27 protein-coding genes are annotated in these 24,856 nt (G+C 41.5%); 3 read left to right on the top strand and 24 right to left on the bottom strand.

The features are described from left to right. Window positions 1-215: 215 nt before the first annotated feature. From ABCM67_RS14235 to ABCM67_RS14185, 11 genes are all read right to left on the bottom strand, one after another. Window positions 216-1,835 (bottom strand): IS66 family transposase, encoded by a 1,620-nt coding sequence (locus ABCM67_RS14235; protein WP_342992937.1) that lies wholly within the window; start codon window positions 1,833-1,835, stop codon window positions 216-218. A gap of 292 nt (window positions 1,836-2,127) precedes the next feature. Beyond that, window positions 2,128-2,487, bottom strand: coding sequence for an IS66 family insertion sequence element accessory protein TnpB (gene tnpB / locus ABCM67_RS14230; RefSeq protein WP_015524382.1), 360 nt, complete (start codon window positions 2,485-2,487; stop codon window positions 2,128-2,130). Further along, window positions 2,477-2,863, bottom strand: coding sequence for a hypothetical protein (locus ABCM67_RS14225; RefSeq protein WP_059085448.1), 387 nt, complete (start codon window positions 2,861-2,863; stop codon window positions 2,477-2,479). Before ABCM67_RS14225 ends, tnpB begins: the two co-directional genes overlap by 11 nt. Window positions 2,864-3,070: 207 nt before the next feature. Further along, window positions 3,071-3,340, bottom strand: coding sequence for a hypothetical protein (locus tag ABCM67_RS14220; protein ID WP_147604069.1), 270 nt, complete (start codon window positions 3,338-3,340; stop codon window positions 3,071-3,073). Window positions 3,341-3,613: 273 nt separating this feature from the next. Next, complete coding sequence (locus ABCM67_RS14215) at window positions 3,614-3,952, bottom strand: hypothetical protein (protein ID WP_147604067.1); 339 nt, start codon at window positions 3,950-3,952, stop codon at window positions 3,614-3,616. A 21-nt stretch (window positions 3,953-3,973) separates the two neighbouring features. Further along, a complete protein-coding gene (locus ABCM67_RS14210; protein WP_147604065.1) occupies window positions 3,974-4,639 on the bottom strand; it encodes a hypothetical protein in 666 nt (221 codons plus the stop codon). Window positions 4,640-4,691: 52 nt separating this feature from the next. Then, window positions 4,692-5,339 (bottom strand): Ig-like domain-containing protein, encoded by a 648-nt coding sequence (locus ABCM67_RS14205; RefSeq protein WP_195635186.1) that lies wholly within the window; start codon window positions 5,337-5,339, stop codon window positions 4,692-4,694. 27 nt (window positions 5,340-5,366) lie between these two features. After that, window positions 5,367-5,834, bottom strand: a complete 468-nt coding sequence (locus ABCM67_RS14200) for a hypothetical protein (RefSeq protein WP_147604061.1) — start codon at window positions 5,832-5,834, stop codon at window positions 5,367-5,369. A 355-nt stretch (window positions 5,835-6,189) separates the two neighbouring features. Next, window positions 6,190-6,528 (bottom strand): transposase domain-containing protein, encoded by a 339-nt coding sequence (locus ABCM67_RS14195; protein ID WP_330611351.1) that lies wholly within the window; start codon window positions 6,526-6,528, stop codon window positions 6,190-6,192. Then, window positions 6,507-7,280 (bottom strand): MoxR family ATPase, encoded by a 774-nt coding sequence (locus ABCM67_RS14190; protein WP_342992936.1) that lies wholly within the window; start codon window positions 7,278-7,280, stop codon window positions 6,507-6,509. Before ABCM67_RS14190 ends, ABCM67_RS14195 begins: the two co-directional genes overlap by 22 nt. Before the next feature lie 85 nt (window positions 7,281-7,365). Next, window positions 7,366-8,136, bottom strand: coding sequence for an AAA family ATPase (locus tag ABCM67_RS14185; RefSeq protein ID WP_015524503.1), 771 nt, complete (start codon window positions 8,134-8,136; stop codon window positions 7,366-7,368). Between the two features lie 168 nt (window positions 8,137-8,304). Here ABCM67_RS14185 and ABCM67_RS14180 point away from each other — a divergent pair, with 168 nt between their 5' ends. Next, a complete protein-coding gene (locus ABCM67_RS14180) occupies window positions 8,305-8,952 on the top strand; it encodes a TetR/AcrR family transcriptional regulator (RefSeq protein ID WP_147603414.1) in 648 nt (215 codons plus the stop codon). Here ABCM67_RS14180 and ABCM67_RS14175 read toward each other — a convergent pair. After that, window positions 8,874-9,500 carry a DUF3786 domain-containing protein gene (locus ABCM67_RS14175; RefSeq protein WP_147603415.1) on the bottom strand — a complete coding sequence of 209 codons (627 nt, stop codon included), beginning with the start codon at window positions 9,498-9,500 and terminating at the stop codon, window positions 8,874-8,876. The genes ABCM67_RS14180 and ABCM67_RS14175 overlap by 79 nt on opposite strands. 390 nt (window positions 9,501-9,890) lie before the next feature. On the opposite strand from ABCM67_RS14175, the gene ABCM67_RS14170 reads away from it, so the two are divergent. Next, window positions 9,891-10,346: an Rrf2 family transcriptional regulator gene (locus tag ABCM67_RS14170; RefSeq protein ID WP_110102406.1), complete on the top strand. Its 456-nt coding sequence runs from the start codon at window positions 9,891-9,893 to the stop codon at window positions 10,344-10,346. Window positions 10,347-10,378: 32 nt separating this feature from the next. On the opposite strand, the gene ABCM67_RS14165 is transcribed toward ABCM67_RS14170, so the two are convergent. The 12 genes from ABCM67_RS14165 to ABCM67_RS14110 form a co-directional block, all read right to left on the bottom strand. Then, window positions 10,379-10,540 carry a sporulation initiation factor Spo0A C-terminal domain-containing protein gene (locus ABCM67_RS14165; protein ID WP_227589032.1) on the bottom strand — a complete coding sequence of 54 codons (162 nt, stop codon included), beginning with the start codon at window positions 10,538-10,540 and terminating at the stop codon, window positions 10,379-10,381. Between the two features lie 424 nt (window positions 10,541-10,964). Further along, window positions 10,965-12,248, bottom strand: a complete 1,284-nt coding sequence (locus ABCM67_RS14160; RefSeq protein WP_147603417.1) for a cytidylate kinase family protein — start codon at window positions 12,246-12,248, stop codon at window positions 10,965-10,967. 40 nt (window positions 12,249-12,288) lie between these two features. After that, window positions 12,289-12,711 carry a MarR family transcriptional regulator gene (locus tag ABCM67_RS14155; RefSeq protein ID WP_015524496.1) on the bottom strand — a complete coding sequence of 141 codons (423 nt, stop codon included), beginning with the start codon at window positions 12,709-12,711 and terminating at the stop codon, window positions 12,289-12,291. A gap of 455 nt (window positions 12,712-13,166) precedes the next feature. Beyond that, window positions 13,167-13,529: an AEC family transporter gene (locus ABCM67_RS14150; RefSeq protein ID WP_147603418.1), complete on the bottom strand. Its 363-nt coding sequence runs from the start codon at window positions 13,527-13,529 to the stop codon at window positions 13,167-13,169. Between the two features lie 27 nt (window positions 13,530-13,556). After that, a complete protein-coding gene (locus ABCM67_RS14145) occupies window positions 13,557-14,591 on the bottom strand; it encodes a Zn-dependent alcohol dehydrogenase (RefSeq protein WP_044960967.1) in 1,035 nt (344 codons plus the stop codon). Window positions 14,592-14,675: 84 nt separating this feature from the next. Further along, a complete protein-coding gene (iadA, locus tag ABCM67_RS14140) occupies window positions 14,676-15,824 on the bottom strand; it encodes a beta-aspartyl-peptidase (RefSeq protein WP_147603489.1) in 1,149 nt (382 codons plus the stop codon). A gap of 32 nt (window positions 15,825-15,856) precedes the next feature. Next, window positions 15,857-17,377 carry a putative basic amino acid antiporter YfcC gene (gene yfcC / locus ABCM67_RS14135; RefSeq protein WP_021650661.1) on the bottom strand — a complete coding sequence of 507 codons (1,521 nt, stop codon included), beginning with the start codon at window positions 17,375-17,377 and terminating at the stop codon, window positions 15,857-15,859. A 290-nt stretch (window positions 17,378-17,667) separates the two neighbouring features. Continuing rightward, window positions 17,668-18,885 (bottom strand): carboxynorspermidine decarboxylase, encoded by a 1,218-nt coding sequence (locus ABCM67_RS14130; protein ID WP_092070382.1) that lies wholly within the window; start codon window positions 18,883-18,885, stop codon window positions 17,668-17,670. Continuing rightward, complete coding sequence (locus tag ABCM67_RS14125; protein WP_342992935.1) at window positions 18,885-20,144, bottom strand: saccharopine dehydrogenase family protein; 1,260 nt, start codon at window positions 20,142-20,144, stop codon at window positions 18,885-18,887. Before ABCM67_RS14125 ends, ABCM67_RS14130 begins: the two co-directional genes overlap by 1 nt. 42 nt (window positions 20,145-20,186) lie before the next feature. Next, window positions 20,187-21,044 carry an agmatinase gene (gene speB, locus ABCM67_RS14120; protein WP_342992934.1) on the bottom strand — a complete coding sequence of 286 codons (858 nt, stop codon included), beginning with the start codon at window positions 21,042-21,044 and terminating at the stop codon, window positions 20,187-20,189. 3 nt (window positions 21,045-21,047) lie between these two features. Next, on the bottom strand, window positions 21,048-21,902 hold the full coding sequence (gene speE, locus ABCM67_RS14115) for a polyamine aminopropyltransferase (RefSeq protein WP_015524485.1): 855 nt from the start codon (window positions 21,900-21,902) through the stop codon (window positions 21,048-21,050). 5 nt (window positions 21,903-21,907) lie between these two features. Then, on the bottom strand, window positions 21,908-23,374 hold the full coding sequence (locus ABCM67_RS14110) for an aminotransferase class V-fold PLP-dependent enzyme (protein WP_015524484.1): 1,467 nt from the start codon (window positions 23,372-23,374) through the stop codon (window positions 21,908-21,910). Between the two features lie 572 nt (window positions 23,375-23,946). Here ABCM67_RS14110 and ABCM67_RS14105 point away from each other — a divergent pair. Further along, window positions 23,947-24,856: MATE family efflux transporter (locus ABCM67_RS14105; RefSeq protein WP_342992933.1), on the top strand; the 910-nt coding region annotated here is incomplete at its 3' end.

Here is a 24,856-nt window from a genome sequence, read left to right as displayed (position 1 = left end):
ACCGAATCATGGAGTTCATGATACCCCGGGGGTTCCTGAGATACAGGGACCAGAACTCTTCGTCTGGAAGAAAAGATCGGCAGCAGAATATCTGTATAACAACGGTCATCGTAACTTCCCACCAGCATATTCTGATGAAAAACAATGGTATCATAGTATACGGTAAACTATCCGTACTGCTCTAACTTTAAGCCGCCGTTTCCGGCGGCAAGGTTTTAAATATTAGTTGCTTTTGTTTTGCTCCGGCATATTGCTGGAGGTTTTTCAGACCATGGCAGGATATCATCTATAAAACTATATTCCCTGTCATCCTGGTGGTCCTTCAATACAGTCAGGACATGTTCAAGATACCGGAAAGGATTCAGATTGTTAGCTTTTGCCGTTTCTGTGATGCTGTAGATAATGGCACTGGCATTTGCGCCATCCAGACTGTCGATCAGCTTCCATGTATGCTTATGGAGACAAAAGCTACGCAGAGCACTTTCTGTCGCATTGTTATCCATAGGAATATCACCGTCTTCCAGAAAGGCTTTCAGAGAAACTTCCTGATTGATACAGTAGTTGATCCCATCCAGAGTCTTTCCTCTGGAAAGCTGATTTTTAGTCTGGATCTCTTTTGCCCATGCAAAGAAGGCCTCTACAAGAGGTCTGATATTGGCCTGACGGTACATCTTTCTGACTTTTGCAGGCTGTCCCTCCATCTGGTTGTCCAGATGATAGATTGCTGCGATCCGGCTGACTGCTTCGTAAGCTACAGTCTCTTTCGCATTTTTCTGTGCTGCTTTCGGCAGGGCTTTCAATGCCTCCGCAAACCTGCGCCTTGCATGTGACCAGCAGCCGGCAAAGACGATGTCTGGATTTTCCCTGTCCAGCTTCCTGTATGCAGAGTAACCGTCGCATACTACGATCCCTTTAAAATCCTTCAGGAATTCTTCCGGATGGTCCGCTTTTCGGGTCCGCTGGTATTCATACAGGATGATCGGAGTATCCGTATAACTCTTTCCGGTCCGATAGATCCACATGTAACTTTTACTGTTTACCGGCCGTCCATCCTTAGTGACCATGACCGGAGTCTCATCAGCCTGAAGTACATGAAACTGATACATCTCCTTATGGAGCCGGTCATAAAGGGTTCCCAGATACCTGTCCGCACACTGGATCATCCAGTTTGCCATGACCTGTCTGGAGATATGGATGTCATTCCGCAGGAATTCCTGGCTGATCCTGTAAAGAGGAAGCCCGTTTACGTACTTGGCATTCATGATGCTTGCCGCAAGTGACGGAGTGAGCAGGCTGTTACGGAGCAGATTCTTCGGACGGTCCGCTTTTATGATTGTCTGGTTGTCCTTACCAGCGTAGACTGCCACATGATGTTCTTCAACAGTATAGACTGCCGGCTGCACACGTACCCTTTTATATATCTCGTCTGGAAGCTGTTTCCATCCATCTGTGCCAAAGACATCCTGGAGTTTTTCTTCTGACAGGGTATGGACGATCACTTCAATCGGAAGATCTTTTAGATCTGCCTCCCGTTTTCCTTTATTTTTACGACGCGGCTGTATCACATCTTCCTCAACAGGCTCAACCACATACAGTGTTTCCGTAAGTGCTTCAGCCTCATTAAATATAAGCTCCAGTTCCAGCTGTCCGGAGATCGTTTCCAGTTTTTCGGAAGAACGGCCGTAACGCTTAGTGTTTGCGTCAGCGATCTGCTCGATCAGGCGCTCCATGTTTGTATTCAGCTGGTGAATCTGATCCTGCATGGACAGGATGACTGCCATAAGTGTTTCCCTGCTGAAATTATTCAGTTCTTCTTCTGTATATACTTTTGCCATGGATGCCGTTCTCCTTTATCTGATGTTCCTATTGTAACGCAAAGATAAAGAAAAAGCGAATCAGGCAGACAGGGTATTCGTCATTTTTACTAATAGATGAATACTCTGAAAAACTCAAAAAACTATTAGTTTTTCGGGCTTTTCAGAGTACTTATCCACAAGCCCTGTAAAGGGGCCTGAAAGTACTCCTGAATAAATGAAGGCAGCGGAATTATGAAAAGTGGATAACTCTTTTTCGGGACTTATGATGATTGGAAGATGTTTTTTTATTTTCTCTGTTTTGCACAGGATCTTATAAGATCTTATCCGGTCTGACTTCCTGGATCGGATGGCGTGCAACAATTTCCAGTCCCTGCATGAGATATTGGTACTGCTCTGGGGTGATTTCCAATGCTTCTTCTTTTGTGCGGGGCCAGTTGAATGCACCCAACTCCAGTCTTTTGTATAGAAGCAGGAAGCCATCGCCTTCCCAGACCAGCCCTTTGATGCGGTCAGTACGTCTTCCGCAGAACAGGAACAGAATATCTTTTTGATACGGATCCAGCTGAAAATTGAACTTGATAATGGATGCAAGCCCCTCCATACCACGTCTCAGATCTGTGTAGCCGGTAGCGAGATAGATCCTGCGGAACCCGGAAGCATCATTCAGCATGAAAGATATCTCCGATACGTGACAGGAGTTCTGCTGAAACGGAATTGGATATCTCTACAGAGACCGGTCCTTTTCGGAGGATGATATCCGGATGGAATCCATTTCTGACAGACTCCTGTTTTATTGGAATGCTGATCTCTGCGAACGAAATCTTTTGTGGGCTGGTTTCATCTGCCGGGTCTGTGATAACCGAAAGGTCCTTTGATGTCGAAGCAGCAAAAGCTTCTTTTCTGAGAATCCTTTGCCAGTAAAAGAATTGTTTGTCTGAGATCCCATTAGCCCGGCACCATTCAGTTTTATTCATACCGCTGTTCAAACATTCATTCATGATCTGGGTCCAATGTTCAATGCGGACCTGACGTGTGATCTTATCCATAAGATCCTCCTTTAAAAAACTTTTAGTTTTACAAAGGGATTATCTCATGGTTTTAGGTGAAAAGCACGGTACTAACTATTTACCGTATACGTCCTCCTCATGGTCTACCCGGAGATAATTTTTCATTTCTTCAAGTGTCAGAAACACTGCGATCACCCCCAAAAGAAAATCAGACCTGTGCATTTTCACACACAAGTCTGACTCTTCTTAAAATAAACTCAATTGATATTCCACAGTGAAAGTAGAACTTTGATACACCCCTGCAATCTGTTTTCCCAGAAATCTGCCCGATGCATACACCATAGCCTGACAGATCATGGGATATCTTTCATGCTGACACGGTCCGCATATTTTCTCTACATCCAGAAGATGCTTCACCTCGGATGCCCTTATGACAGTTGTCTTTTCTCCATTTTTCTTCCGCTGTTTCAATATCTTAATTAGTTCTTCTCCCAGTTTTTCATACTTGTACACCATGAAAAAACCTCCTCTCCATACCTTTATTATACAGTTTTTTCCTTGTTTGCCTAGAGTAAACAGGGTTCAGTTTTTTAGGCATAGGAGGAAGGTTTAGGAATCATGGCTTATGATAAAGGAGAACGTTCAGATCACTCCGCACCTTTCAGCTTCATGATCTGAACAGCTTCCGGCAGGATCAGTTTTCCGTCCACACGTTCCTTTGCTACATAACCGATCATACCATTTCCGGCAAACAGCTCATTCAACTGTTTGAAAGATCCGGAACCACGATCACCGATGTTTATGAAAGAAAAATGCAGTATCATTAATCGTGCATTCACTGTATGCAGTATCAATAGCATTCTGATAAGACATTTTTCTTGTACCACCAGTATCCGTATCATAAGTAAATGTATACACCGAATTTTTTGCAAATAATTTATTCGCCTGTAAAATTTTCACCATTTCATCCTTATCACCATTCCAAAGCCCAGCTCCGCTCACCACTAATGAATAAGAATTGCTTTTAGCCGCAAACACTGTAGTTGTCCATGATATTATGAATACCATGGATATAATCATTCCGATCCAAAATATACGTTTCCTTTTACTTGCTTTTTTCTCTCCCATACGCTTACCTTTCCCCCCATATCAATACATTGTTTTCCAAACCCATTTACTATACGCACCATAAACACGAGTGCCATTTACCATTCTATATGCTCTTGCTCTGATTCCAAATTTGTAAACATCAGAAAATTGAATTGAGGCTTTCGTATTCCGGGTATACCGATAAGAAGAACTACCAGTGGATCCTTTCCAGCCAAATTCTTTTATTTCCACCTGATATCCTTCTGCTCCACTAACCTTTTTCCAGATAGTGCCATATTGCACTCCGGTAGCATATGGAGCACCAGAATTCCAATATTTAATTTTAGATAACTGTGGAGTTTTCAAGCAGGCCTTACCAGTTATGCTCTTACTGTTTTGACTGTACACATATTTTTTCTTATATACCTGATACGCTTTTACAGAATATTTATATCTTTTTCCAAATTGAATTTTCTTATCAGTAAACGTTGTTCGCTTTCCACCTATTACAGTGGCAAGTTTCCGGTTATCTCGATAGATCAAGTATCCTGTTGCATTTTTACTTCTTTTCCATGTGATTTTTATTGAATTATAGTCAATTCCTTTAACACTTTTTAATTTAGGTGTGTTTACTTTTGGAACAGCCTGTAAATGAACAGGCATAATGATTGTTAAGCCTAACAACAAGCAAACACATAGTAAACATTTTCTAAAAAGCTTTCTCATGTTTTGTCCTCCATCCTACTTCACTAATTTTTTCAAGTATATCCTTCAAATTTTATTTCTTTTTCCAATAAATCTTATATGTCCCATACTTCATTACCAGACGTAATCCTTTCTTCTTACTAACGGATAGATGTCCTTTTTCCAAGGAGTTGTCCTCATAGCAAATCACTTGATAGGTAATGTCCTTGCTTCCAATCTGGTAACTTCCTTTTCCTCCATTTCCAATTCCAGCATAGTAGTTAAACTTTCCGTTGGATGTAAAGTTCATTTCACTCCCATATTTGAAACCAGTTCCATATATCCGAAACATAGATGTTCCATTCTTAGCCATAGTTGTCTGCGTGTCAATCACCCAGAAACCCTTAATGGCGTTTCTGTTCACCACAGGTCTTTTAACCGTTACCGTACATTTTGCTCTTTTTCCTTTATATTTTGCTGTTATTGTTACTTTTCCACTATTTTTCGCCTTCAGCGAACCATTTTTCCCTTTGGAATTTACACTCACAATTCGAGGATTACTGGAGGACCATCTTACTTTTGAGTTTCCTGGAATAGATTTGATTGTTGCCTTTTCTCCCACTAATAACTGAATTTTTGATCTGCTTAGCCTAAGCCCATCCGCGTGCACAATATTAATAGATAACAAAATTCCAAGGATACAGCCTAATATAACTAATATTTTCATTTTTCTTTTTCTCATAGTTTTGCCCTTTCTCATAACTGTCTACTATTCTTTTGAAAGTTCTAATACTTCTTCGTCATTATCAAGTGTCATAGTCTTTCCCGAAATTTTATATGTATACAAATAAACATTTGTACTTCGAATTCCTGAAATCTTTTGTGTTGTAATAGAAATCCTGTCATCAGCAAAAGAATATACCCCTATGGTTTCATGTTCTCTTTCGCGTTCTGTAATAAAGCTGCCATCAGACATAAACGATATACTTTCCGCATCGCCAAATGCACCATATCCAAAATCATCAGATACTGATTCACAATCAAAATACCACGTTCCAACAATATCTTTTTCCGGATTTCCGCCACATCCCGTTAACATTGACATAGATATTCCAGCAATTAAAAGTCCTCCCAATGCCATTCCTGCCTTTTTCATACTCTCACCATTCCTTATCTTTTTTGCATATTTTTTGTTCAATTTTCCTTTAATTTTAGTATATATATTTACTATTTTCAATAGTAAATATTTTTCTTATGCTAGAATTACCCAAGATGTATATCACTTTACATCTTTACTTATACTATACAAAAGATAAAATGAAGTGTCGTTCTAATCCGGCATTTTCAGGAGAATTTACTTGGATTACAAACAACGTATTCGCGATTTGCGGGAGGATGCAGATAAGACGCAGGCTCAGATTGCGGAATATCTGGGTACTTCTCTTCCTTAATGGGGTCAGACCCCAACATACATACAGGTTTGTTTCTGAAATAAGGGGTGGACGAGTTCCGATAATTGACATATCTCCTCCATATACGGTAAACTATCCGTACTACTCTAACTTTAAGCCGCCGTTTCCGGCAGCAAAGTTTTAAATATTAGTTGCTTTTGTTTTGCTCCGGCATATTGCTGAAAGTTTTTCAGACCATGGCAGGATATCATCTATAAAACTGTATTCCCTGTCATCCTGGTGGTCCTTCAATACAGTCAGGACATGTTCAAGATACCGGAAAGGATTCAGATTGTTAGCTTTTGCCATTTCTGTGATGCTGTAGATAATGGCACTGACATTTGCGCCATCCAGACTGTCGATCAGCTTCCATGTATGCTTATGGAGACAAAAGCTACGCAGAGCACTTTCTGTCGCATTGTTATCCATAGGAATATCACCGTCTTCCAGAAAGGCTTTCAGAGAAACTTCCTGATTGATACAGTAGTTGATCCCATCCAGAGTCTTTCCTCTGGAAAGCTGACCAGAAACAGTCCTGCAAAGGCTTTCAGTGCACTTTTTTTCCCATCTGGAAAATGTTGTCTTAATACAAAAAGGACACTATCCTCATCCATTTCAGGCATATCAATTACCATAAACCTTGAAACCAATGCTTCATTTAGCTCTCTGGTACCTGCGTAACCATAATTCATCGTGCCGATAAATCGTGTTGCCGGATGAAGTAAAATTCTGTTATATCCTGGAATATCGATTCTGCGCCGATGATCCAGTGTGGCATGCAATACAGAAACCGCATCATTTTTTGCCATATTGATTTCGTCCAGGATTCCAAATCCTCCAAATTCCGCGCATTGGTAGATGGGGCCTTTCCGAAGGCGAACCTCATTATTTATAAAGGTATCCGTTCCGATCAGATCGGCACTGTCTGTATTTACATGAAAAGAGATGTCGTATTCCGGTCTTCCGAATATCCATGCCAGTGTCTCGCATAGTACATTTTTTCCTGTAGCTTTCGCACCGGAAAGTAACAGGTTATCTCCCTGAAGAAGCGCTGCTATTGACATTTCCAGAATCTTTTTCCCATAAAATAGGATATCCGGTTTTTCTACCCGTTCCTTTATCTGATCCTTTACCTCATAACGCATGTGAAAATCTCTCAGTTCTCCAATCAGTTCCTGCGCTATCTTCTGGTCTTCTAAATATTTTTCTATTTCTGTCCAATGATTTCTCATGAGGATTTTCCTTTCTTTGCAATTGGTTATACCAAATCAGATAATATTTCTGTTTACTCAATCTTCAAACTTTCAATCCTCCAGCTCACAATCCTAACTTCTTTACAATTTCTCCCAGTGCACTTCTTACAGGAGAATCTTTCGGAAGCCGTATGATCGGCTTTCCATCACAGTCATACTGATATACCTGGTCATCATGTGGTACAACCCCTAACAGTTCCAGTCCCTGATTTCGGATTTCTTCCAGAGTTCCGGCATCCAGTTTTCCATCTGGAACACGATTCACGATCAATCCGGTTTTCTGTGGTTTAAAGTTTAACTCCTTCATCAGCTTTGCAATACGTCCGGCCGCCTGAACACCTCTTCTGGAACAGTCACTTACAAGAATCGCAACTTCCATCATTGGCAGGATTCCTCTGCTGATATGTTCCATACCTGCTTCGTTATCAACCACAATATATGGATAATGGCTTTGCAGTTTCTGAACCTGGGTCTGCACAAGACCATTTACAAAACAATAGCAGCCCTGTCCCTGGGTTCGCCCCATTACCATCAAATCATAATCATCTTCTTCTGCAATTGCATCGGAGAGACGCATTTCCAGATAAGCCTGTTTTGTTATTCCTGTCGGAATCTGATACCGTGGATCAACTCCTGCACGTTCAATCTCTTCTCTCAGTTCTCCGAGTGTAATCTCCGGTTCAACACCGAGCACTTCATTCAAATTCGCATTTGCATCTGCATCTACAGCTAAAACCGGATGTTTTCCATTTTCACATAAATATTGAATCAACAATCCACAAAGGGTTGTTTTCCCTACACCGCCTTTTCCTGATACGGCAATTACATGTCCCATGTTTTTCCTCCTAAAATTCTGAACAATCTGTTGACTTTTTCTTTAAATCTCATTATAGTTGTTACTATATAAATTACAATAATCAATCTGTGAGATTTGTATGGCTACTCAACACATCAGAAAAATTGTTGAGGAATCATATGATACCAAATAATACAGGAGTATATAATGTCAGAAAAAACGAGAAAACAAGATCGCCGTACCCGCTATACCAGGCAAACCATAAAAGATACGTTCTTAGAATTGTTAAAGCAGAAGAGTTTTACGAAAATTACAGTTACAGAGATCTGCAAAAATGCTGAAATCAACCGTGGCACTTTTTATCTTCATTACTACGATATCCATGATGTATTATCAGATATTTTTAATGATATGACTCAGGATATGTTAACAACTGTAGATCATTTATTCTGTCTAAATCAAAAAAGCTGTTCCTATCCGTTCTGTCAGAAAATACAGATGGAATCACAATACAGGGCACTGTTTCTGGATGATGCAATTGCCCCCATTCTTCTGGAAAAATTAGCAGAAAATACAAAAGAAGGCTATGTGACCTGGCTTATGTCACACAGCCTCCTGACCTTTGAGCAGGCAGAATCGGTTTTTTATTTTCAAATGAATGGCTGCCTTTCCATCAACAGACTGATGCTACGCAATCACTGTAATGACTGGAAACAGATTCAGACAACAATTGACAAATTTATCAAAGCCGGACTGGAAAGTTTTCTGATCCATGATCAGAGGGAAGAAAATGCTTCCGATAATTTTTGCAGCAAAATTTCTCCAATTGTTACCGCATCTTCTACACTCAGATAATGATCGGCATGATCCTGAAGAAATATTTTGCCAGATGCAGGAAATTCTTCATCTGCAAACCATATCTTTAAAGTTACCGGATATCTTGGCAGGACTGGAAAAACAGCACACAAATCCGCCTTTGTCTCTGTGAATTCTGCACCCAGGTTTTTACATGCTTTCTGAATTTTCTCAGGATCTTTATCCTGCAAAAGCTTTTCCAGTTTCTGCTCTGCAGTCCGGTCAAACTTGGTTCCTCGAATCATTCCATCTTTCAGGTTACCAAAAGTAATGAGCTTCTGTGAACCTTCTGTTCCATCGGCCATATCCAGATAATGCAGCAATGTCAGATAATGCCATTCGTCCATGTTTGAGTTAATACGAAACTCAGGGAGTTGAATTTCAATCGTTTCATAAAAACTCAGTACTTCAAGCACATTTCGACTGCTATGAAAAACAGCCCCACTTTTTGCAGCAAGATCCTCTCCGGAACGATTTTGCAGCCGTTTTACTGCTGCCTGCAACATTTCCTGAAATGCACGATTTTCTGTTTGATTTTTGTATTCCATAAGCTCTCCTTTGTGAACATTTATAGTATCATGTAATAATCAATGTTTATACAAGGATTTTAGTGTTCTCATAAATCTAACTTTGTCCGGATTCTCTTTTATCCATTCCTGGACAAAACTCATTACCTCAGTCATAGTTTCATAGATTTGTCTACGATCAGCATATTATACACTCCTCCGTAAGTTTCATTACTGTGTTGACTTTTCCTTTAAATTTCATTATAGTTGTAATTATATTATTTACAATCATCAAAATAATAAATATGCACAGTTTCTCAACACATTAAGAAGAACTGTTGAGAACTTGAAATGTTTTAGACAAACCAGAAATATTTTTGTCTCAAAAATGTGAAAAAAATCATTATATCATACTATAAGGAGTTTCTTATCATGAAATATTCAACAAAATTAAGCGATACTGTTCATGTGATGGTTCTGATTGCTATCAACCAGGAAAAATCTCTCTCCAGTGCCTCAATTGCAGAAAGTGTCCATACAAATCCCGGCTTTGTACGCCAGCTTATGTTAAAACTAAAAAAAGCCGGACTTATGACCAGTGTAGCCGGACATGCCCGTCCTTCTCTTTCAAAACCAGCAGATCAGATTACATTGCTGGATATTTATAAAGCAGTTGAAGGCGAGAAGCCGCTGCTCCATTTAGATACTCATACCAACCCTGATTGCGGCGTTGGCATTAATATTCAGTTATCTTTACAGGAATTCTATAATGAAATCCAAAAAACTGCTGAAGAAAAAATGAATATGATTACTTTACAGGATATCATAGATACCTATTATCAGCGAACATCAATCCTCAATATCTCCCCGGTTAGCCATCACGGTTAAATTTTCATCCCGATTTACGGAAAATGTTCCTACTACATCCGGTTCACCTTCCTTATGACCGGATTCAGGTTTCCCATAAATACTTCCTGCACAGCCGGATCAGGATTATCAAATCCTGCATCTATGGCTATCTGCATTTCTCTGCGTACCTCTTCTGGTGTTGTGTTGTACTTTTCTGCAATCTTTTCATTCATTATGAGTGTAGACATGCACAGTTTACGCTTTCATCTCGGTAATTGAATTGCCGAGGATTCCTGCTTTTTATCCTAAAAAATTATACGGGACAGACTTTTTCTTCTCTTATCCAGAATATCCGTCTGTCCAGAGCGGCGAAAATGTTAAAGCAGCCTGATCGTTCTGTTACTGCTGTCATGGAAGAGATCGGTTATTCCAACATTACGCATTTTTATAAAATTTTTGAGAAAAAGTTCCATATGACACCAGCGGAATACCGAAATACTTTATAAGTCCTGTATGTGTCTTATCTGTATACAGTAGAAAAGAAAAAGCCTTATAATATTACTGCAAATGATATGTCCCTCAAATATGATTTTTAGATTGACTGTTCCTTAAGGGGCTATATCATTTACGACAAATATTATAAGGCTTTATATATTTTTACAGTTTCATAGCACTGCGGATGCAGTTCTCAATATATTCTTCTCCCAAATCTGTATTCAGGCTGAGATCAAAGTTTCCGGCTGCACCCCACATGCGGCGGGTGTAATAACGGTAGTTATCTGCACGGAGTTTTTCATTTTTCTGAACCGTAGCTTTGGCTTCTCCCTCCGAGATATTCTGTCTCTGTGCCACTCTTCTAATTCTGCTCACAAGAGGCGCTGAAAAAAATACTTTCAGACAGTTTCCGGAATTTCTGAGAACGTAATCTGCACAACGGCCTACTATCACGCAGTTGCCTTTTTTCGCAAGATTACGTACAACCTGACATTCTGCCTCGAAAATTTTATCCTTCGGCGCTTCATCCTGCATATCCGCATTCAGATACATCTGATTAACCAGATCATAGATGAGACTGTTTGTCATGATCTCTTCGTTTTTCTTGATGAATTCCGGTGTGTATCCGGTGGTTCCTGCTGTCATCTGGATAATCTCCGCATCATAAAAATCATATCCCAACTTTTCTGCAAGAATCTTGCCAATATCGTGGCCGCCACTTCCAAACTGTCTTCCAATGGCGATAACATTTTTTCCATAGGTTCCTGCTGTCTGTTCTTTTGCTTCGTTCTCGTTTTCTGCAGATACGCTTTCCAAGAAAATCATATCTTTCAGGAATACAAGTTTCTTACCGATGAGTCTGGCGATAAAGCCTACCAGAAGGGCAGCAATAACGGTACCTTCTCTTACACCAGCCAGTCTTCCTGCAAATACGAAAGAAAGTACAGCAGCGATCACTGACATGGATACATCAAAACAGATCTTGGTTGTTCCGAAATTTGTTTTCCATGTAAGAACAATAGCACGGACAAAAGATTCTCCCGGAAGCATGACAACGTCTGCCAAGACCTCCATATATACACCTACGCCAAGAATCAGACATCCGATGAGAAGATATACAATCTTCATGATGTACGCTTCCGGATTGACCCAGGAAAAAAGAATCATGGTAAGATCAATAAAATATCCAAATATGATGGATGCCGGAATCTGAAGGATATGCTCCAATTTAAAGTTCTTTCTCAGGATGATCAACTGCAGTACGATCAGAAATATACTGAAAAAGATGGTAAAGTTTCCAAGTGTAAATGGAAAATTAAGACTTAATACGTAAGGAATTGATGAAATCGGGGATGTTCCTAGGTTTGCCTTTGTGATCAGACTGACTCCCAGGGAGTTTACAAATAATCCCACCAGAAATATTAAATATCGTTTTAGTTTCTCCATTTCTTATTTCCTCCTCATTTCATATTTTTTTATCGTCGGATCATTTCATATCTGCAAGATTTCGGTAGATTCGGCAAAAAATATCCATAAACAACTTCTGCTCTTCTTCGGAAATACCATTTAATGCAGTTTTTTCTATTTTCTTAAAAGCCTCCTCCACAAGCTTCTGATTTTTCTTTCCGGATTCTGTCATAAAAATATGAAAAGTACGACGGTTTCCATTGAGCATTTTTCTTTCGATCAGACCTTTTTCTTCCATACGGTTCAAAATGGACGTTAAAGATCCTGCCTCGATGAGGCATCCTGCCGCAATCTCTTTCTGGCTGGCACCATCGTGATCTTTCAGATAATCCAATACTTTGGGCTGTCCCAAGGTAAGGCCTGTGTCTGCCAGCTGTTCCATTAGTTTTTTCTGGACAGTCATATGGTTTATCATAGACAGGTAGTGAAATGAATCATCCATTTATTATTTAGCTCCTTCTTTTATCATATAAATAGTTATAATTCAAACATTTAGAATTATAACTATATTCGTGGTGTATGTCAATAACTTTTTCACCACTATTTTCCTCTTCTATTTGTTTGCAAAAAAAGCCATAAGATTTTCTTTTCAAAATCTTACAGCTCTTCTATCATGTTGCATCCCAAACATCATCTATATTTACATGTAATATCTGCACAAAATCCCATGGGTTATTTTCGGGTTATTTTCTAACCGCCTATGCCTTCCAGACCTTGATTTTACTGGCTTTTTGAAGAATCTTTCAAAGAGTGCCGTGGCAGATGAAAAATATTTTTATCATTGTTTTATTTCTCCTTGATTTGCCCGGAAATGCCCTGTTTTGCAATGGATTTCGGGGATTTGTGAAATGTGTGTTTTAGCTGCCATCTTGGCAAAATGGGGCAAGATTAAGCAAGTTATTGCGTGATCTTATCATTTCCAAGCAGAATACCAAACAAAGCATATCCCAGCATTCCAGCCTCATATCCTGTCAGTGTAAAGGGAAAATAGATATCCTTTTCTTTTACAAGTTTACAAAGCAGCCTTCCTGCAAAAATCCCACCTGCGGTCACTCCGAAGAAGGTAACTGGAAATATCACAGTATCTGCTTTAATACTTGCCCGATAAAAAGTATAAAACAATGAGATTGGAAGTGTAAAATTCATAACCAATGCCTGAAGTCCTTCAATTCCCTCTGGGCGGATCAGTTTTTTCTCTCTGCAGATTATCCCAATAATAAGCATTATGATCACGGGTAAAATTACTTGTGATAAACTCACTATTGTTCAGCCTCCCGTACCTGTTTCTCAGCATTCCACTGCTACTTTAATCACACCATCTCTCTTATTTTCGAACAATTCATATGCCTCTTCAATCCTGTTTAACGGATATGTATGCGTAATCAGCGGTTCCGTGTTGATCTTACCTTCTGATATCAGCTTCAGAATTTCTTCGCAATCGCAGCCATCCACTCCACCTGTTTTAAAAGTGAGATTTTTACCATACATATCTGGGAGTGGTAACATCTGCGCTTTATCGTAAAGCGCAACCACTGTCACGATTGCATTTGGTCGGGCACATTCCCACGCCAGTTTAAATGTCGATTCTGCTCCGGCAACTTCAAGGACTGCATCAGCTCCACCATGCTCACTATTAGTCTTAACAAACTCTTTACAGTCTTCCGGTGAAACAGTAAGAGTCTCCGGATAATGCTCATTAATAAAGCGAATACGTGTCTCGTCCTTTTCACATATAATGATCTTCGCTGGATTTTTCAGCATAACACTAAGTAAAGTACATATTCCTGTTGGACCGGCTCCAATGATCAGTACAGTATCTTCCTCTGTGATTTCAGAAATACGTGCTGCCCAATAACCAGTAGCAAGAACATCTCCTACCAGTAAAGCCTGTCTGTCCGTAACACCTTCCGGGATTTTATTCAATCCCTGATCTGCAAAAGGAACCCGGACATATTCTGCCTGTCCCCCATCGATACGACAGCCAAGTGCCCAGCCACCATTCTTGTCGGTACAATTGTTTACATATCCTTTCTTACAGAAAAAACACTCTCCGCAAAAGGTTTCTACATTTACAGTCACCCGGTCTCCCGGTTTTACATGCGTCACCTTAGAACCGACTGCCTCAACAATACCTACCATCTCATGGCCAACTGTAATTCCCGGGACTGCACGCGGAACACTTCCGTGTTTAATATGCAGGTCACTGGAACAGATGCTGGCCAGTGTCACCTTTACAATGGCATCTCGTTCATGCATGAGCACTGGTTTCGGTTTTTCCATTAGTTCAAATTTTCCCTTTGAAACATATGTATAAGTCAGCATTATTTTGCCCCCATCTATTAGAATGTATACTAGTAAAATATCCGGTACGGAACACATCTGTTCTTATACCGGATATTTCTGATTCTATTTTGTATACACTGTTTTACCTCTTGCTATTACCTCAACAAGCTGCAGGTCCTGATCCAGGATACAAAGATCCGCATCATAGCCCTCTTCAATCTTTCCTTTTCCATTAAGGCAAAGGATTTCTGCCGGATTGGATGTTATTGTTGAAAGTGCAATTTCCAACGGGATATCCGCTTTAAACACACACTCTTTAACTTCCTTCAGAAGGCAGCTGGACTGTCCAACGCCCATTCCAAGGAATTCGCCATCACTACTGTACATCGGAAGGCTTCCCTGTCCATCAGAAGAAATTGTCATGCGGTTAGGATTTACTCCTGCATCTAACATCCGTTTGATACCATTACATACTCGTACCTCATCACAGATAGTTTCCCAATAGTCAATATCTTCATTTCCGGTAAAATCTACTGCTCCGCCTTTCAGCGCATATTCCATTGACTTACAGAAAAGCAGCTCATTTCGATTGATATGTGTTGGCAGTATTTGAGAAGTCGGTATCTCTGTCTCATCTACCACCCGTTCAATAAGATCTAAGCATCTCGGACTGTCACCAAGATGAACATTTACAATACCAGCTTTCCCAGAAAGAACACCACCAAGTCTTGTATCCGCAACGACACGTACAAATTCCTCAAAAGTCGGCTGTGAAGACCGATGATCAGAAATCGCGATTTCTCCAGTTCCAATGATTTCCTGAATCATCATAATATCTTTCACAATACTGTCAGTCAACGTATGAACCGGAATCTGATAACTGCCTGTATAACAGTATGCAGACATTCCCTGCTCATTCAATCCTTTTGTCTTTGCAACCAGTGCACATATATCACGACCGATTCCATCTGTTCCAAGGCAGCCAACAACTGTTGTTACTCCAAACTTCGTAAGTCCTTCCATAGTTGCTTCCGGAGTACGATTGGCGAATCCACCTTCGCCACCGCCTCCTAGTACATGAACATGACTATCAATGAATCCCGGAGTTAAAAGTAACCCCTCTCCATTGATCATTTCTGCCTCAGAAAGAAATCCGTCTGCGGATATAGAACCTGCATCTTTAATCTTAATAATCTTATCATTGATCATAAGTACATCTTTTTTCCCCAGATGCTGTGGAGCATAAACATCAATATTCTGAATTAATTTCATCATAAATCACTCCCAATTATCCAATGCATGTTTTAGAATCCAATCCCAACTGCAATAAGAACTGTAATGATTGCACCAATCATTAAGACGCCAAGGAATTTCCACATGAATTTAATCCAGTTAGACCACTCGATCTTTGCAATTGCAAGAGATCCGATCAGACATCCGGATGTAGGAACAATCAGATTTGTAAATGCATCACCAAGCTGGAATGCAACTACAGCTGTCTGTCGTGAAACACCTAACAGGTCTGACAGTGGAGCCATGATCGGCATTGTGATCGCAGCCTGTCCTGTTCCGGATACAACAAAGAAGTTAAATACGGACTGGAACAGATACATAAGTACTGCTGCAACCGCTCCGGAAACTCCAGACAATGCATTTGAAATATTATACATAATTGTATTGATAACTGTAGGTGTGGTCGGATCAGATCCACCAAGAACCTGCATAATACCCTGTGCCATAGCAACAACAAGTGCAGCACCAATCAGATCTTTTGCTCCATCTTTGAATGATATTGCAATATCATTTAGTTTCATATCGTTCAGTTTAAAGATAACTCCGATCACACCGGAAACAATTCCCATAATAAAGAACTGTGTAGCAATCTCCGGCATGTAGTATCCTTGAGTCATAACTCCCCAAACTACCCATACTACTGTAGCAGCCAGTGTCAGAAGAACTAAAATGTGTCCAAGACCAAATGAATGTCCTTCGTCAATTCCTGTTTTTTCATTCTGCTCACGGAAATATGAATCAGTCTTATATGCGATTGAGATTGTCGGAGTCTTTTTGATCTTTGATGCATAGAACATAGTCATTCCACAGCCGAGTGCTGTAAATACTACCCACATTACCATACGGAATCCTGCTCCGGAGAATACGTCAATACCTGCAATACCCTGTGCAATACCTACAGAGAATGGATTCATCCAAGATGAACCAAAACCAATCTGTGTTGCAACATAAGTAACAAGAACTGCGATAACTGAATCATATCCAACTGCTACAAACAACGGACAAAGAATCATAGTAAACGGAAGCGCTTCTTCTCCCATCCCGAAAACTGCTCCACCAAGAGAAAACAGTACGAAAAGTATCGGAATCAGTAGTTTTTCTGCTCCCTCTGCCTTACGGATCAATCCGATCAATCCGGATTCAATCGCACCTGTACGGATCATGATACCGAATGCACCACCTACTACCATAAGAAATGCGATAATCTCGATTGCAGAACTATTTACGATTCCGTTATACATATAGTTAAAAAATCCTGTTCCACCATCTCCACTAAAGAGTGCTACTCCTTCTGTTACTACATTTCCTGTATCATCTGTCAGATACTGGAAACTTCCGTCTTTGATTACTGTACGGGTTTTCTCAACACCATTGATCATATATGAAATATCCTGGGTTTCGTAAAATCCCTTTGGTACAAGAAATGTCATAAGTGCTGCGAAAACAACTACAAAAAAGATGATAATGTAGGTATCAGGCACTTGAAATCCCTTGTTAAAAGACTTTAACCCTTTTCCTTCGTTTTTGCTCATTTTTGAATCTCCCTCCCATTTTTGATATACTATATTAGTGTACCACAAAATACTTAAAATCCAACTAAAACTTTACATATTTTATCAACTTTATTTGTTTTATAAGAACCTGTCAAATTATCTTAACCAAATGCAGATCCACACCTTTTTGAAACATGAAATAATCCCAGTATTTCCTGTATTTATGACACCAATAGCTACACCATGTCAGATTATGATCATTGGACCAGACTATATAAAAAAATGGTGTTGGATATTATGTTCAGCATTATTTTTCAAAAAAACTGCCCTTATTTCCTGCAGCGTCCAAGTCTGCCTTTAAAATCTTCATACCCAAAATCAGTAAGACGTTCCATGGTTTTATCGCCATGTCTCAGCCATATATCAGGCAAAGGCATTCCATTAAAGGTATTGTTCTTGCAGGTTGTATAAATGGCCATATCACCAAACATGAGAATGTCTCCGTACTTCAACGGCTCTGAAAAGCTGTAATCTCCTATGATATCTCCTGACAGGCAGGTTGGTCCTCCGAGCCGGATTGTGACTGCATTTTCTCCCGGTTCATCTGCTCCAAGAAGAGGAGGACGATAAGGCATTTCCAGAACATCCGGCATATGACAGGCAGCACTTCCATCCAAAATTGCAAGCCGGGTATCACCATTTTGCAGCACATCCAGAACAGTTGTCAAAAAGAATCCTGCATTTAAGGCCCATGCCTCTCCGGGCTCCAGATAAACATCTACCTTCCATTCTTCCTTTGCTGCTCTGATGCACTTCTCAAGCCGTGCAATATCATAGCCTGGTCTTGTAATATGATGTCCTCCTCCCAGATTCAGCCATTTCATCTGAGAAATCAGATCTCCGAATTTCGTCTTTACTGCTGTAAGCGTAGTTTCCAGATCAGAAGAGTCCTGCTCACAAAGGGTGTGAAAATGAATACCATCCAATAATCCGATCAGCTCCGGATGCTTTCTCACAGCAGTCTCCCATTGTGCTCTTGTGGTACCCATGCGGCTGCCTGGGGCACAGGGATCATAAATAGCATGTCCCTCCTGGGTAGAGCATTCCGGATTGATCCGAAGCCCTGCACTTTTCCCGGCCTCCTTCACTCTTTTTCCAAAGCGAAGAAGCTGAGAAGGAGAGTTAAACACTATATGATCTGCAAAGCTAAGCAGCTCCTCAAATTCATCCTCACGATATCCGGCGCAAAATACATGTACCTCTTTTCCAGGCATCTCCTGGGCACCAAGCCTGGCTTCGTACAGTCCGCTTGCTTCTGTTCCCGTCAGATAAGGTTCCAAAAGATGATAGCAGTCATAATTACTGAAAGCCTTCTGTGCCAGGAGCATTTTGCAGCCTGTTCTTTTGGCAATATTCCCCATTAATTCTGCATTTTTTATAAGCGCCGCTTCGTCGAGAACATAACAAGGTGTTTTGATCTTCCGCAGCTCCGGCGGAATAATTCCGCCGGACGCTGCAAAGGGTGGTCTTGTATCTGTTCTTTCCATTAATCCACCAGCTCCGGATCATGATTTTCGCTGCGTGGAAGTCCATATTTGTCAAGTGCTTCCAGGAACGGATCCGGGTCAAATTCTTCTACTGTGTACACTCCCGGGCGGATCCATTTTCCGGTAAGCATCATTAATGCTCCGCACATAGCCGGAACGCCTGTCGTATAGCTGATTGCCTGACTTCCAACCTCTTTATAACATTCCTGGTGGTCACAAACATTGTAAATATAATAGGTTTTCTCTTTTCCATCCTTTACCCCGGTGAAAATGCAGCCAATATTAGTTTTTCCCTTAGTACGTGGACCCAGGCTGGCCGGATCCGGGAGAAGAGCCTTCAAAAACTGGATAGGAACGATTTCCTGTCCATTATAGTTGATCGGAGTAGTAGAAAGCATTCCCACATCCTCCAGACAGCGCATGTGATCCAGATAGCTCTGTCCGAAGGTCATAAAGAAACGGATTCTCTTTACACCCGGAATTGTCTGAGCAAGGGACTCGATCTCCTCGTGATGCAGAAGATACATATCTTTATCGCCGACCTGATCAAAATCATATTCCCGCTTGATCGCCATCGGAGGAATTTCCACCCAGTGTCCATTCTCCCAGTAGCTTCCGGGCGCACTTACCTCACGAAGATTGATTTCCGGATTAAAGTTGGTTGCAAATGCATATCCGTGGTCTCCTCCATTGCAGTCCAGAATATCAATGGTATCGATCTGGTCGAACTCATGCTTTAATGCATATGCACAATATGCCTGGGTAACACCCGGGTCAAAGCCGCAGCCAAGAAGTGCTGTAAGTCCTGCCTCTTCAAATTTCTTCCGGTATGCCCACTGCCAGGAATAATCAAAATATGCGGAAAATCCCGCTTCCTTGCAGCGTTTTTCGTAAATAGCACGCCATTTGGGATCATCCGTATCCTCCGGCTCATAGTTTGCCGTATCCATATAGTTTACACCACATGCCAGACATGCATCCATGATGGTCAGATCCTGGTACGGAAGCGCAATGTTCATTACCAGATCCGGTTTGTAACTATTGATCAGCTGGATCAGCTGGTTTACATCATCTGCATCCACCTTTGCGGTGGTAATAACTGTTTTTGTTTTTCCTTTCAGTTTCCGGGCAAGTGCATCACATTTTTCTTTTGTCCTGCTTGCTATACACAGTTCTGTAAATACAGTATCTGCCTGACAACACTTCTGAATTGCTACACTGGCTACTCCGCCGCAGCCGATTACAAGTACTCTGCTCATGTTTTTTGTCTCCTTTTTTATACTCAATTTTCGTAACTGTTTTTATTTTGCCACCGCCAGCAGCAGTTCCCTGACCACCTTACATGCTGTAGCTGTGGAAACACCGCTTGGATCCAGCATAGGTGCCAGCTCATTAACATCTGCTCCCACAATATTTAATTCTGATACCTTCCGGATAGCAGCGAGCAATTCAAGGAAGCTTACGCCTCCTGCCTCCGGTGTACCGGTTCCTGGAAATACAGATGGATCCAGACAGTCCAGATCAATGGTAAAATATACCGGAACCTGCTTCCTGGCCAATTCCTGTACGGTTTCTTCCAGGCCTTCAAAGGTAAAGGGATGAAAATCTGTATGCTCTTTTGCAAACAGGAATTCTTCTCTTTCCCCGCTTCGGATACAAAACTGATGTATCCGCCCATCTCCCAGAATATCATAGCATCTGCGGATAACACACGCATGACTTAAATGGGCTCCAAGATAATCGTCTCTTAAATCTGCGTGCGCATCAAAATGAATAATATGAAGTCCCGGATATCTCCCGGCGACAGCTCTCACAGCAGCCAGTGTCACCAGATGCTCTCCCCCCAGAAGCAGCGGCATTTTTCCCTCTTTCAGGATTTCCTCTGCACGATCCTGTATATCAGCAAGCGCCTTTTCACTGCTGCCGAAGCAAAGTTCCAGATCTCCACTGTCAAATGCCCGGATATCCATAAGGTCACGATCCTGATAAGGGCTGTAGGTTTCCAGTCCAAAGCTTTCATGACGAATGGCAGAAGGACCGAACCTGGCTCCCGGACGAAAGCTTGTGGTCGAATCAAAGGGAGCTCCGTAAAGAACAATTTCTGCTTCCTCAAAGCTGCTGTCACAACCGATAAAATTTTCAATATTTGGTAAGATCATAAATCAGTCCTCCACCTCCTGAAGCATTTCCTCCAGAAAAGCCGGAAGATAAAATGCACCTTTGTGAAGCCTTGTAGTATAGTAACGGGTGCGAAGATTCAGTGAATTCCATGCCTTCGAATCCAGGTCATCCACAGGATGATATTTTTTACTTGCAAAGCCAAACAGCCAGTAGCCGGCAGCAAAGGTAGGAATATGGGCCTGGTAAACACGGCTGATCTGGAAAGTACTGGCAATTCTTTTGTGACTGCGCTGCATGGCATGCGCATCCTCGGAATAAAAAGGACTTCCCTGCTGATTAACCATGATTCCATCCGCCTTCAGCGCATTATAGCAGTTTCCGTAAAATTCACGGGTAAATAATCCCTCCGATGGGCCAAAGGGATCCGAGGAATCTACAATAATAAGATCATATTTATTTTCGCAGCGGCGTATATATTTCAACGCATTTTCATAATGAAGGTGCACTCTCCTGTCATCCAGCCTGCAGGCATTTCCCGGAAGATATGCGCGACAGGCTTCTACTACCATAGGATCCATCTCTACCAGATCAATATGGCTGACACGGTCATACCTGGTCAGTTCACGTACAACTCCGCCGTCTCCTGCTCCGATCACAAGAATATCTTTGGCTTCTTTGTGAATAGCCATAGGTACATGAGTGATCATTTCGTCATAAATAAATTCGTCACGCTCTGTGAGCATTACATTACCGTCCAGTGTGAGCACCCTGCCAAATTCCGGTGTCTCAAAAATATCAATTCTCTGATAGTCACTCTGCTTTGAATAAAGCTGACGGTTTACCCGGATACTATGCTTCACATCCGGTGTATGAAATTCCGAAAACCACATTTCCATTTTCTTTACCTCCCTGCCAGTACGTTTAAACGCAATATATCCGGATCTTCAGGGCCTGTCATATTGCATCCTTTTGCCTTGGCATATTCAATATAATCCAGGATTTCCGGAGTGATTCGTTCCCCCGGAGCCAAAATCGGGATTCCCGGAGGATAACACATTACAAACTCGCTGCATACTTTGCCTTCGGTTTCTCTGAGAGGAAGGCTGCATTTTTCTGCATAAAAAGCTTCCTGAGGACTTGTCACTACCTGAGGATCGATATATTCCTGATCCAGCAATCCTGATTTATCCTTCTGGAATCGCCTGCGGATCTCCGCAAGAGCACTTACCAGCCGCTCTATTTCCTGGGCACGATCTCCGATCGACAGATAAGCCAGAATATTTCCAATATCACCAAATTCGATCTGAATATCATATTCATCTCTCAGTATATCGTAAACCTCGATCCCTGCAAGTCCGATATCCAGGGTATGTACACTTAATTTCGTAATGTCAAAATCAAAAACCGAATCTCCATTCACCAGCTCTTTTCCAAATGCATAATAGCCGCCAATAGCATTGATCTCTTCCCTTGCATACTCTGCCATATCTGCTACCTGATGAAAAATCTGGCGTCCTCGCTGTGCAAGATTCCGGCGCGAAATGTCAAGACTTGACATCAGAAGATAGCTGCCTGAAGTAGTCTGAGTCAGATTGATGATCTGACGGACATAACCGGCATGAACACCTGGTCCTGTAAGAAGAAGGCTGGACTGGGTCAGGCTTCCGCCGCTTTTATGCATGGATACAGACGCCATATCTGCACCAGCTGCCATTGCCGAAACCGGCAGACCTCCGCCAAAATAAAAATGAGTTCCATGTGCCTCATCTGCCAGACACAGCATTCCTGCTTCATGAGCCATGCGTACAATTGCGCGAAGATCACTGCAGATTCCATAATAGGTGGGATTGTTCACCAGCACAGCCACCGCATTTGGGTGCTCCTTAATTGCCTTTGCCACCTGTTCACGTCGCATTCCAAGAGAAATTCCAAGTCTCTGATCCACCTCCGGATTCACATAGACCGGGATTGCTCCGCACAGAACCAGCGCATTCAGCACACTTCTGTGGACATTTCGGGGAAGAATGATCTCATCTCCCCTCTTACAGGCAGTTAGCACCATAGTCTGTACTGAGCTTGTAGTTCCTCCAACCATAAGAAATGCATGCGCTGCTCCAAAGGCATCTGCTGCCAGCTCTTCCGCTTCCCGGATCACAGATACAGGATGACAGAGATTATCAAGCGGCTTCATGCTGTTTACATCCACACCTACACATTTTTGTCCCAGAAATTCAGTAAGCTCCGGATTTCCTCTCCCTCTTTTATGTCCCGGCACATCGAAAGGTACTACTCTCATACGCAGGAATTTTTCCAGAGCTTCATGAATTGGAGCATGATTCTGGTCCAGTTTAAAACGACTTCTGTTCATTGCTTCTCCATTTCCAGTTCCTTTATCCGCACAAAAAAAGCAGGCCGATACAAAACCGTAAACCTGCTTAGATCATTCTTCCTGATTTTATTTTCATCGCATATAAATATGAGAATCCCCATATTTACATGAGATCAGAATCCGGATGATATATGTCAGAGTCTATATAGCAATCATACTTTTACTACTCTTATTGACCGTTTCACAAGTCTGCGCAACAGGCGCATGACGGTTATCAAAGGAACCAACTTATAAAATTTGAGCTTCTAACTCAATCAATAAGGCAACCAAAGTTACCATCAGCGGCAGTGGACCCGGCTGTCCGTATGGCCTTGACCCCAAAATGGAGTGGTCCAAAATAATTGCTTTGAAAAGACTCTTTCTTGTCCTTCAAAATCTTCATAATCATAGCATATCTGAAAATTCATGTCAACTATCAAAATCGTTTAGATACTTATAGTATGAACCATTTATAATAATGTCAGAAGGATATTCTTTTCTTGAATCCCTCATATTTTCATGCTAATATGTATAATTAGGTCAAAAACTACAAAATACAAAATGGAGGAAATATGAATCAAAAAAGTACATCTGCTCCCATAGCAGAAAACAAAATGGGGACCATGCCCGTAGGAAGGCTTGTACTAAACATGTCTCTGCCAATGATGATCTCCATGCTGGTGCAGGCATTGTACAATATTGTAGACAGTGTTTTCGTTGCCATGCTTTCCGAAAATGCTCTGACGGCAGTTTCCATGGCTTTTCCACTGCAGACACTTCTGATCGCAGTAGGTGCAGGTACCGGTGTGGGTATGAACGCACTGCTTTCCAAATCCCTTGGAGAAAAGAATTTTAAAAAAGCTGATCGGACAGCCAGCAATGCTGCTTTCCTGTATGGCTTAAGCTATCTGGTTTTCCTGATCCTTGGATTTACAGTAGTAAAACCATTTTATGCCAGCCAGGTACATAACGCAGACCCTGAGATCCTTAAATTTGGGATTGAATATCTGAGCACAGTTATGATATTCTCCTTTGGTCTGCTTGGACAGTTTTTCTTTGAACGTCTGCTCACATCCACAGGAAAAACCATATTCAGCATGACTTCTCAGCTGTGCGGTGCCATCACCAACATCATCCTTGACCCGATCCTGATCTTTGGTCTGTTCGGTGCTCCGAAAATGGGTGTTACCGGAGCTGCTGTAGCTACTGTGATCGGACAGTGTGTAGCCTGCATCGTTGCAGGAATCTGCAACCATAAATTTAATCATGAAGTCCGGCTCAGCTTCAGGGGCTTCCGTCCTGACCTTAAGATCATCGGCCATATTTATGCAGTAGGTATTCCATCGATCATCATGCAGTCCATCAGTTCTATCATGACCTACTGCATGAATCTGATCCTGGTACAGTTTACAGTCACTGCAACTGCAGTATTTGGTGTTTACTTCAAATTGCAGAGTTTTTTCTTCATGCCTGTATTTGGAC

Origin of the sequence: Blautia sp. 2227st1_G12_2227SCRN_220401 (assembly GCF_039062885.1) — a bacterium.
Classification (GTDB): Bacteria; Bacillota; Clostridia; order Lachnospirales; family Lachnospiraceae; genus Blautia_A; species Blautia_A fusiformis.
Note: the sequence above shows the minus strand (reverse complement) of the source record. Positions and strands in the feature narration are given on the sequence as shown.

Excerpts from the sequence above, each read along its gene's own strand:
- ABCM67_RS14235 (WP_342992937.1), bottom strand. The coding sequence starts at position 1,835 with ATGGCAAAAGTATATACAGAAGAAGAACTGAATAATTTCAGCAGGGAA.
- tnpB (WP_015524382.1), bottom strand. The coding sequence starts at position 2,487 with ATGCTGAATGATGCTTCCGGGTTCCGCAGGATCTATCTCGCTACCGGC.
- ABCM67_RS14225 (WP_059085448.1), bottom strand. The coding sequence starts at position 2,863 with ATGGATAAGATCACACGTCAGGTCCGCATTGAACATTGGACCCAGATC.
- ABCM67_RS14220 (WP_147604069.1), bottom strand. The coding sequence starts at position 3,340 with ATGGTGTACAAGTATGAAAAACTGGGAGAAGAACTAATTAAGATATTG.
- ABCM67_RS14215 (WP_147604067.1), bottom strand. The coding sequence starts at position 3,952 with ATGGGAGAGAAAAAAGCAAGTAAAAGGAAACGTATATTTTGGATCGGA.
- ABCM67_RS14210 (WP_147604065.1), bottom strand. The coding sequence starts at position 4,639 with ATGAGAAAGCTTTTTAGAAAATGTTTACTATGTGTTTGCTTGTTGTTA.
- ABCM67_RS14205 (WP_195635186.1), bottom strand. The coding sequence starts at position 5,339 with ATGAGAAAAAGAAAAATGAAAATATTAGTTATATTAGGCTGTATCCTT.
- ABCM67_RS14190 (WP_342992936.1), bottom strand. The coding sequence starts at position 7,280 with ATGAGAAATCATTGGACAGAAATAGAAAAATATTTAGAAGACCAGAAG.
- ABCM67_RS14185 (WP_015524503.1), bottom strand. The coding sequence starts at position 8,136 with ATGGGACATGTAATTGCCGTATCAGGAAAAGGCGGTGTAGGGAAAACA.
- ABCM67_RS14180 (WP_147603414.1), top strand. The coding sequence starts at position 8,305 with ATGTCAGAAAAAACGAGAAAACAAGATCGCCGTACCCGCTATACCAGG.
- ABCM67_RS14175 (WP_147603415.1), bottom strand. The coding sequence starts at position 9,500 with ATGGAATACAAAAATCAAACAGAAAATCGTGCATTTCAGGAAATGTTG.
- ABCM67_RS14170 (WP_110102406.1), top strand. The coding sequence starts at position 9,891 with ATGAAATATTCAACAAAATTAAGCGATACTGTTCATGTGATGGTTCTG.
- ABCM67_RS14165 (WP_227589032.1), bottom strand. The coding sequence starts at position 10,540 with ATGAATGAAAAGATTGCAGAAAAGTACAACACAACACCAGAAGAGGTA.
- ABCM67_RS14160 (WP_147603417.1), bottom strand. The coding sequence starts at position 12,248 with ATGGAGAAACTAAAACGATATTTAATATTTCTGGTGGGATTATTTGTA.
- ABCM67_RS14155 (WP_015524496.1), bottom strand. The coding sequence starts at position 12,711 with ATGGATGATTCATTTCACTACCTGTCTATGATAAACCATATGACTGTC.
- ABCM67_RS14145 (WP_044960967.1), bottom strand. The coding sequence starts at position 14,591 with ATGCTGACTTATACATATGTTTCAAAGGGAAAATTTGAACTAATGGAA.
- iadA (WP_147603489.1), bottom strand. The coding sequence starts at position 15,824 with ATGAAATTAATTCAGAATATTGATGTTTATGCTCCACAGCATCTGGGG.
- yfcC (WP_021650661.1), bottom strand. The coding sequence starts at position 17,377 with ATGAGCAAAAACGAAGGAAAAGGGTTAAAGTCTTTTAACAAGGGATTT.
- ABCM67_RS14130 (WP_092070382.1), bottom strand. The coding sequence starts at position 18,885 with ATGGAAAGAACAGATACAAGACCACCCTTTGCAGCGTCCGGCGGAATT.
- ABCM67_RS14125 (WP_342992935.1), bottom strand. The coding sequence starts at position 20,144 with ATGAGCAGAGTACTTGTAATCGGCTGCGGCGGAGTAGCCAGTGTAGCA.
- speB (WP_342992934.1), bottom strand. The coding sequence starts at position 21,044 with ATGATCTTACCAAATATTGAAAATTTTATCGGTTGTGACAGCAGCTTT.
- speE (WP_015524485.1), bottom strand. The coding sequence starts at position 21,902 with ATGGAAATGTGGTTTTCGGAATTTCATACACCGGATGTGAAGCATAGT.
- ABCM67_RS14110 (WP_015524484.1), bottom strand. The coding sequence starts at position 23,374 with ATGAACAGAAGTCGTTTTAAACTGGACCAGAATCATGCTCCAATTCAT.